Below are 6,622 nucleotides of genomic sequence, written 5' to 3' on the forward strand. Positions count from 1 at the left end.
GGGTTAGGCTTGCCCAGATTTTGCGGTTCTCGGTAACGTCATGGGCCGTAACCCACCGCCAGGGCTGCCGACAGCACGGCCAATACCCGATCGCGATCGCCCTCTGTCAGTGCCCCGCCACTGTGAATCAGATCGCACAGATCGGGCAATTGTCCGGTCATGGCTTGGGCCACCTGCCGTTCGGTCTCATCCACCTGGTTGAGGGGTACGGCATCGAGCCAGCCGCTGGTGACAGTCAGAAGAATGGCGATTTGTTCGGCGGCGGCGAGGGGCTGCGACTGGCGCTGCTTTAGCACTTCGCGGATGCGGCGGCCGCGTTCGAGGGTTTGCTGGGTTTGCTCGTCGAGCTGGGTGCCAAAGCGGGCAAAGACTTCAACTTCCTGAAATTGAGCATAGGAGAGGCGCAGGTCTCCGGCGACGAAGCGGTAGGCAGGGAGCTGGGTTTTGCCACCCACGCGGGAGACCGATTTGCCCACATCCACCGCTGGAAAAATGCTCTTTTGAAACAGCTCGGGGGAGAGGTAGATCTGGCCATCGGTGATGGAGATCAAGTTGGTGGGAATGTAGGCCGAGAGGTTTTGGGCCTGGGTTTCGATGATCGGTAGGGCGGTGATGGAGCCGCCGCCCAGATCATCGCTCAGGTGGGTGGCGCGCTCTAGCAGCCGCGAGTGCAGGTAAAAAATATCGCCGGGGTAGGCTTCGCGACCGGGAGGGCGACGCAGCAGCAGCGACAGTTCGCGGTAGGTGCGGGCGTGGTGGGTGAGGTCGTCGTAGACAATCAGCACATCGCGGCCCTGCTCCATGAAATATTCGGCCATGGTGGTGGCCCCGTAGGGGGTGATGTATTGCAGGCCCAGGGGGTCTTGCCCGGCGGCGACCACCACAATGGTGTAGTCCATCGCGCCTTGCGCTTGCAGGGTGGCGATCACTTGGGCGATCGCCGCCGATCGCTGGCCAATGGCGCAGTAGATGCACAGGACATCCTGGTCTTTTTGGTTGAGGATGGTGTCGATGGCGATCGCCGTTTTGCCCGTCTGGCGATCGCCGATAATCAACTCTCGCTGGCCCCGCCCAATGGGGATCAGGGCATCCACGACCTTCAGCCCGGTTTGCAGAGGCACGGTGACCGGGGCGCGATCGAGAATGGCCGGAGCTTCTCGCTCCACCGGGCGGCGTTCGGCAATATCCAGCGCGCCGCGACCATCTAGGGGTTGCCCCATGACCGTGATCACCCGCCCCAGCAGCGCCTCGCCCACGGGCACATCCATCACCCGCTCGGTGCGGTAGACCTCATCGCCCGCTTGCAGGTACTGACTGTCGCCCAGCAAAATTACGCCGACCTCATCGGGGTCGAGGTTAAAGGCAATGCCCAGCAATGGCTCCCCACCTGAGCCTACCCCCGCCCGAGGAAAGCACACCAGCTCATCGGCCCGCACGCCGGGCAACCCCGTGATCCGCGCGATGCCGGGACGCACCGACTGCACCAGACCCGTCTCCCGCAGCACCAGGGGGGCGGCATAGTCGGCTAAAACCTGTTCTATGGTGGCGCAAGCCTCAGTGCAGGCAGCCTGCACCTGCTGAGAGATGGGGGTCATGGTGGGTCGTTTCTTCGTGGGTGAGGGCGGTGGAGAGGCGTTGGTCTAGGGTGTGCAGGTAGGTGTCTAGGCTCCAGACAATTTCCTGTCCGGCGAGTTTGAGGTCGATGCCGCAGAGCAGGCTGGGGGTGGTGGCAAAGTCGATGGGCTGGGCGATCGCAAACTGGGCGTGCAGGGTGTCAATGAGCTGCTGGCGCAGGTCAGGCGGCAGCTCAAAACTGCTGCGAATCAGGATCGACTGGTCGCCTTGGGTCAGGGCTTGGGCGATCGCTTGGTGTTGAGCCGGGTCGAGGTGGTGCAGGCGATCGCAAAACACGCCCACCATCTGCCGCTCTAGATCGGCATTGGCCAGATCGCCCAGGGCCTGACGGGCGATCGCCGTGGTCTGGTGAATCACCTGCTGCCGCAGGGTGCGCAAAAACGCCGCTTGCTCCTGGTGCAGATCAGCTTGCCAAGCGGCGCGCTGGGCGTTCATCTCTTGGCGCACCTGGGTTAATTGGTGTTGGCGTTCTCGGTCGGCGGCGGCATGGGCCTCGGTCAGCAACTGGGCCCGCTGGTGCTGGAGGTCTTGCTGCTGCTGCTGGTAGGTCACAAGCGCCTGCTGGGCCTCGGCCTGAAGGCGCTCGGCCTCTTGCCAGCGCTCTTCAATCAGCGCCTGGCGTTTATGCATCACCTTGAGAATGGGTTTGTAGAGAACCCACCGCAACAGTGCCACCAAAATCAAAAAGTTGAGAATCTGGGCGAAGACGGTGAACCAGTTAATTAGCACCTTAGTTCCCCAAAAAGTGATTCCAAAACGGATTGACAAACAGCAAAATCATCGACACAACCAGGCAGTAAATGGCGGTCGATTCGACCATGGCTAGACCCACAAATAGGGTGCGGGTAATGGTGTTCGTTTTGTCGGGCTGCTGGGCGATCGCCCCCAAGGCCCGCGCCACCGCCATGCCCTCGCCTAGGGCCGGGCCAATGGAGCCAATGGCAATGGTCAAACCTGCCGTTACCATCGCTACGGCACCGATTAATGCTAAATCGCTCATGGGTTGTTCTCCTGGGTAGAAAGAGGTTGAGGGCACTGTTGTGCGCTGGTGGCCGAGGCAATATATACCAGCGCTAAAACCGCAAAGACGTAGGCCTGAATAATGCCAAATACCAGACCCAAAACCTGCATGACTATGGGCACAAACAGCGGCACCAGCGACAGCAAAATGGCCGCCAATAAATTGCCGCTCATGATATTTCCAAACAGCCGCACTGCCAGGGCCAGGGTGCGCGAAAATTCGCCAATAATCTGAAAGGGCAGCATGATCGGATTGGGTTCTAGGTAGCTCTTGAGGTAGCGCCCTAAGCCTTGTTGACGAATGCCATAGATGGGCACCGCCACAAACACGCAGAGCGCTAGGGCTGTGGTTGTCGATAGGGAGCCGGTTGGAGCCTGGTAACCCGGCACCACCGCCAGCAAATTAGCGGTGACGATGAACAAAAACAGCGTTCCCACAAAGGACAAATAGGGTTCTGGGTCTTGCTGGGTAATGTCTTTGATTTGCTGGTAGATGCCGTCTACCAAGAGTTCTAAAACATTTTGCCAGCTCGGCAAGGGGGGAGCCATTAAGAGGTGTCGCGTTACCCAGGCCGAAACCCCGACCAGCAAGGCCATGGTGAGCCAGGTAAAGACCAGGGTGGCGTTGATCACCACAGGCGATCGAGCAAAGTAAATGATGTTGTCAGGGCTGATCTCCATCTCAATCCTCCAGAGCCAAAAGGTCGGCTAGGGAGGTTTGCGGTTTCCAGCGGGCTATGAGCAAAGTGCGGGCGACTAAAAAACCGGCCAGGGCAATCAGCAACCGTTCCCAATGGCCACCTACGATTAAATAAAACCCCAGCAGCGCCACACTTAACCGCGCCAACCCACTGCTAACCATGAGCAATACCGGGTGGGGACTGCTCACCAATCGCTGCACAGTAAACCACAAAAAGCTGAAGTAAAAGAGCCCTAACGTAAAGCCAATAGGAAATGCGAAGAGATCAGGAAGTAAGGTGTTAACAAAAAGATTCATATTGATGCTCCTTAAACGTTTGATTTAAAGTAGACAACCTTATCTTTCTTGCTCCTGCTGAATCCAGTGCCATGCACTCCAGCAGCCCAGCACTAGGCCGATAAACAGCAGCATCAGCGTCCAGGAGTAGGGGCTGGGCCAGCGGTGGTCGATCCAGCGACCCAGGGCAATGCCCAGCAAGGTCGGCACCATCACCGACCAACCCACCATGCCAAACAGGCCGAGGCCCGACCAAATGCTGCGATCGCCCTCCCGCCGCGCCTGCGCTTTACGCTGCGACTTTGCCTTCACCTGCTGCTCAAAGGCGGTGGGGTCTCGCTCAGAATTTTCCTGGCCTGACGGATTCGAGGGCTTCATGGGCTGCCTCCCAGGTCGATCAACTCGCGGATGAAACTGGTTTCTAGATGGGCCAGGGTATGGCGGGCCTGTTGTTCGCGCTCATCGAGGTGGCGAAACTGCTGCTGCACTGCCTGTTGTAGGGCTTCCAGATGGTCACCCCGCACGGCATTACGCACCGACACCCGTACCGAGACTCCCTGCTTGACCAAAATGCCGTCATCGATCGCCAGCAGCACCTCTTCCCCACCCTCTAGCTCAAAGGCGAGAATGCCAGGCACCAGGGCGGCAACCAGATCGACATGCTGGGGCAGCAGACAAAAGCCACCGTCTTGCCCCTCGGCGGTGATTTTGGCGACCGCTTGATCGATCAGGATTTCGGTGGGTTGCATGACTTGTAGGTGCATCACGGTTTCGCCTCCCCAATGTCGCCAATCATATAGAGAGCCGTTTCGGGGTAGTCGGCAAAGTCGTCGTTGAGAATGCGATCGCACCCCGCCAGCGCGGCCTCTAACCGCACCAGCCGTCCCGGCTTGCTGGTAAATTGCTCGGTGGAAAAGAAGGGCTGGGTGAGGAACCGCTCTAGGCGGCGGGCGCGGTAGACAATCTGGCGATCGCTCGCCGCCAGCTCCGCCATCCCCAGCATGGCGATCATGTCTTTGAGTTTGTCGTAGGTGGCCAGGGTTTGACGCACAGCCAAGGCGGTGGCGTAGTGGCGCTGGCCGGCGATCGCAGGCATCAGCATCTTGGAACTCGACCGCAGGGGGTCAACCGCTGGGTAAAAGCCCTCGCTAGCCCGCTTGCGCGACAGCACAATCGAGGCCGACAGATGGCCAAAGGTATGCACCGCCGCCGGGTCGGTAAAGTCGTCGGCGGGCACATATACCGCCTGCACCGAGGTAATGGCTCCGGTGGTGGTGCTGCTAATGCGCTCTTCTAGGGCGGCCAGCTCCGTGGCTAAGGTCGGCTGATAGCCAACCCGCGAGGGCAGTTCCCCCATCAAACCCGACACTTCCTGCCCCGCCTGAATAAATCGAAAAATATTGTCGATCAGCAGCAGCACATCTTGGTGAGCGTCATCGCGAAAATATTCCGCCATGGTCAGGGCCGCATGGCCGACACGAAACCGGGCACCGGGCGGCTCGTTCATTTGCCCAAACACCATCACCGTTTGGTCGAGCACCCCGGCGGCCTGCATCTCGTGGTAGAGTTCTTCCGCCTCGCGGCTGCGCTCGCCAATGCCGCAAAACAGGCTAATGCCCTGGTGCTGACTCACCATATTGTGAATCATTTCGGTGATCAGCACCGTTTTGCCTACCCCTGCCCCGCCAAACAGACCCGTTTTGCCGCCGCGCTCGATGGGAGCCAGCACGTCAATCACTTTGATGCCCGTCTCCAAAATTTCTGACTGGGTAGACTGCTGCATCAGCGGAACCGCCGCCTGGTGGATCGATCGCCACGCCACCTCCTCCAGGGGCTCGCGCTTGTCGATGGGGGTGCCAAACACATTGAACATGCGGCCCAGCAAGGGTTTTCCGACCGGTACCTGAAGGGGATGGCCTAAATCAACCACGGGCGCACCCCGCGCCAACCCCGACGTGGGGGTGAGGGCAATGCCGCGCACCACTTCTGCATTCAAATGGGCAATCACTTCAATTACGACGCTGCCATCATCCCCGGCATTCAGCCGATTCAGGTATCCGGGCAAGCGCTCAGGAAACTGCACATCCACCACACTGCCCCGCACCGACACCACGGAACCGCTATTGCTGGGTGGCTCGACTGGGTTCGACATGGGGGTACTCCTTCTGCTTACCTCTACCTCAGCGGTGGTTCATGGCGGCCCCGAAGCCAGAGCCGTTGCCGGTTGTGCCGCGCCTGAGCCCATTGATATCGCAGACGCGCTCGGGCATTGACTCAGACTATCCACGCAACATTCCGCTGTCAGGTAGGCCACCAAGTCCAGCATCAACGCCGTGTTGGCCCGATAGCGCTGAAATCGCCCCTCCTGTTCTACGGTCAATAGTCCAGCCTGGGTCAGCGCCTTGAGGTGAAAGGAGAGATTGCTGGGCGGCACGTTGAGGGCGATCGCAATATCCCCCGCTACCATGCCCTGCGACCCCTTCCTCACCAGCAGCCGAAAGGCATCGAGCCGCACGCCGGAGGAGAGTGATTCAAAAATGGTGGTGGCTGCATCTCTTTCCATGGTTCAACCATACCGCTCTGTTCAATAGTTCAATAACTATTGAAATATTTTGTGATAAGCATATGTACTCAAGCATGATCGTCGGACTCTAGGCGGCAGAAAAACTGGTCATCCCCTCGTTCTACTTGCAGAGTGGCCTGATCGACGTCGAAATGATGATGTAGCTCATCATAGGAATGGGCTAAAAAGTCGTTCCCTGGCAATTCCTTGATTGGGTACAAGGCCAAGGGTTTTTGCAACTTTTGCGTCCTTTTTGCAACTTCGTCGTCTACCTGGGTGAACATCAACACAGGAGGACTGTGATGAACCCGACAACGCCCCTACCGCGCACTGACCTTGCCTCGAAAAAGAGGACATTCCCGAAGAGTCGATAACGAAGGAGAATGTTCAGATGACCCAAAAACCGCGAAGGATATTTACAGACGAGC

Annotated in this window: 9 protein-coding genes; all 9 read right to left on the reverse strand. The window is 58.8% G+C overall.

What is annotated here, in order from left to right; translation table 11 throughout:
• Positions 1 to 38 precede the first annotated feature (38 nt).
• From AC0QKW_RS16645 to AC0QKW_RS16685, 9 genes are read right to left on the reverse strand one after another with little or no spacing between them, the layout of a single operon-like run.
• Positions 39 to 1,595, reverse strand: coding sequence for an alternate F1F0 ATPase, F1 subunit alpha (locus AC0QKW_RS16645; protein WP_473152208.1), 1,557 nt, complete (start codon positions 1,593 to 1,595; stop codon positions 39 to 41).
• Positions 1,555 to 2,364, reverse strand: coding sequence for a F0F1 ATP synthase subunit B family protein (locus AC0QKW_RS16650; RefSeq protein ID WP_473152209.1), 810 nt, complete (start codon positions 2,362 to 2,364; stop codon positions 1,555 to 1,557). The genes AC0QKW_RS16645 and AC0QKW_RS16650 overlap by 41 nt, the downstream gene beginning before the upstream one ends.
• A 1-nt stretch (position 2,365) precedes the next feature.
• Positions 2,366 to 2,635, reverse strand: coding sequence for a F0F1 ATP synthase subunit C (locus AC0QKW_RS16655; protein WP_473152210.1), 270 nt, complete (start codon positions 2,633 to 2,635; stop codon positions 2,366 to 2,368).
• Positions 2,632 to 3,336, reverse strand: coding sequence for a F0F1 ATP synthase subunit A (locus AC0QKW_RS16660; protein WP_473152211.1), 705 nt, complete (start codon positions 3,334 to 3,336; stop codon positions 2,632 to 2,634). Before AC0QKW_RS16660 ends, AC0QKW_RS16655 begins: the two co-directional genes overlap by 4 nt.
• A gap of 1 nt (position 3,337) precedes the next feature.
• Positions 3,338 to 3,652, reverse strand: coding sequence for an N-ATPase subunit AtpR (locus tag AC0QKW_RS16665; RefSeq protein WP_473152212.1), 315 nt, complete (start codon positions 3,650 to 3,652; stop codon positions 3,338 to 3,340).
• Positions 3,653 to 3,691: 39 nt separating this feature from the next.
• On the reverse strand, positions 3,692 to 4,009 hold the full coding sequence (locus AC0QKW_RS16670) for an AtpZ/AtpI family protein (protein ID WP_473152213.1): 318 nt from the start codon (positions 4,007 to 4,009) through the stop codon (positions 3,692 to 3,694).
• On the reverse strand, positions 4,006 to 4,395 hold the full coding sequence (locus AC0QKW_RS16675; protein WP_473152216.1) for a F0F1 ATP synthase subunit epsilon: 390 nt from the start codon (positions 4,393 to 4,395) through the stop codon (positions 4,006 to 4,008). The genes AC0QKW_RS16670 and AC0QKW_RS16675 overlap by 4 nt, the downstream gene beginning before the upstream one ends.
• A complete protein-coding gene (atpD, locus tag AC0QKW_RS16680; RefSeq protein ID WP_473152214.1) occupies positions 4,395 to 5,783 on the reverse strand; it encodes a F0F1 ATP synthase subunit beta in 1,389 nt (462 codons plus the stop codon). The genes AC0QKW_RS16675 and atpD overlap by 1 nt, the downstream gene beginning before the upstream one ends.
• A 39-nt stretch (positions 5,784 to 5,822) precedes the next feature.
• Entirely contained in the window at positions 5,823 to 6,194 is a 372-nt protein-coding gene (locus AC0QKW_RS16685; RefSeq protein ID WP_473152215.1) for an ArsR/SmtB family transcription factor, read from the reverse strand.
• Positions 6,195 to 6,622: the final 428 nt, after the last annotated feature.

This window comes from Pseudanabaena sp. PCC 9330 (assembly GCF_055795045.1).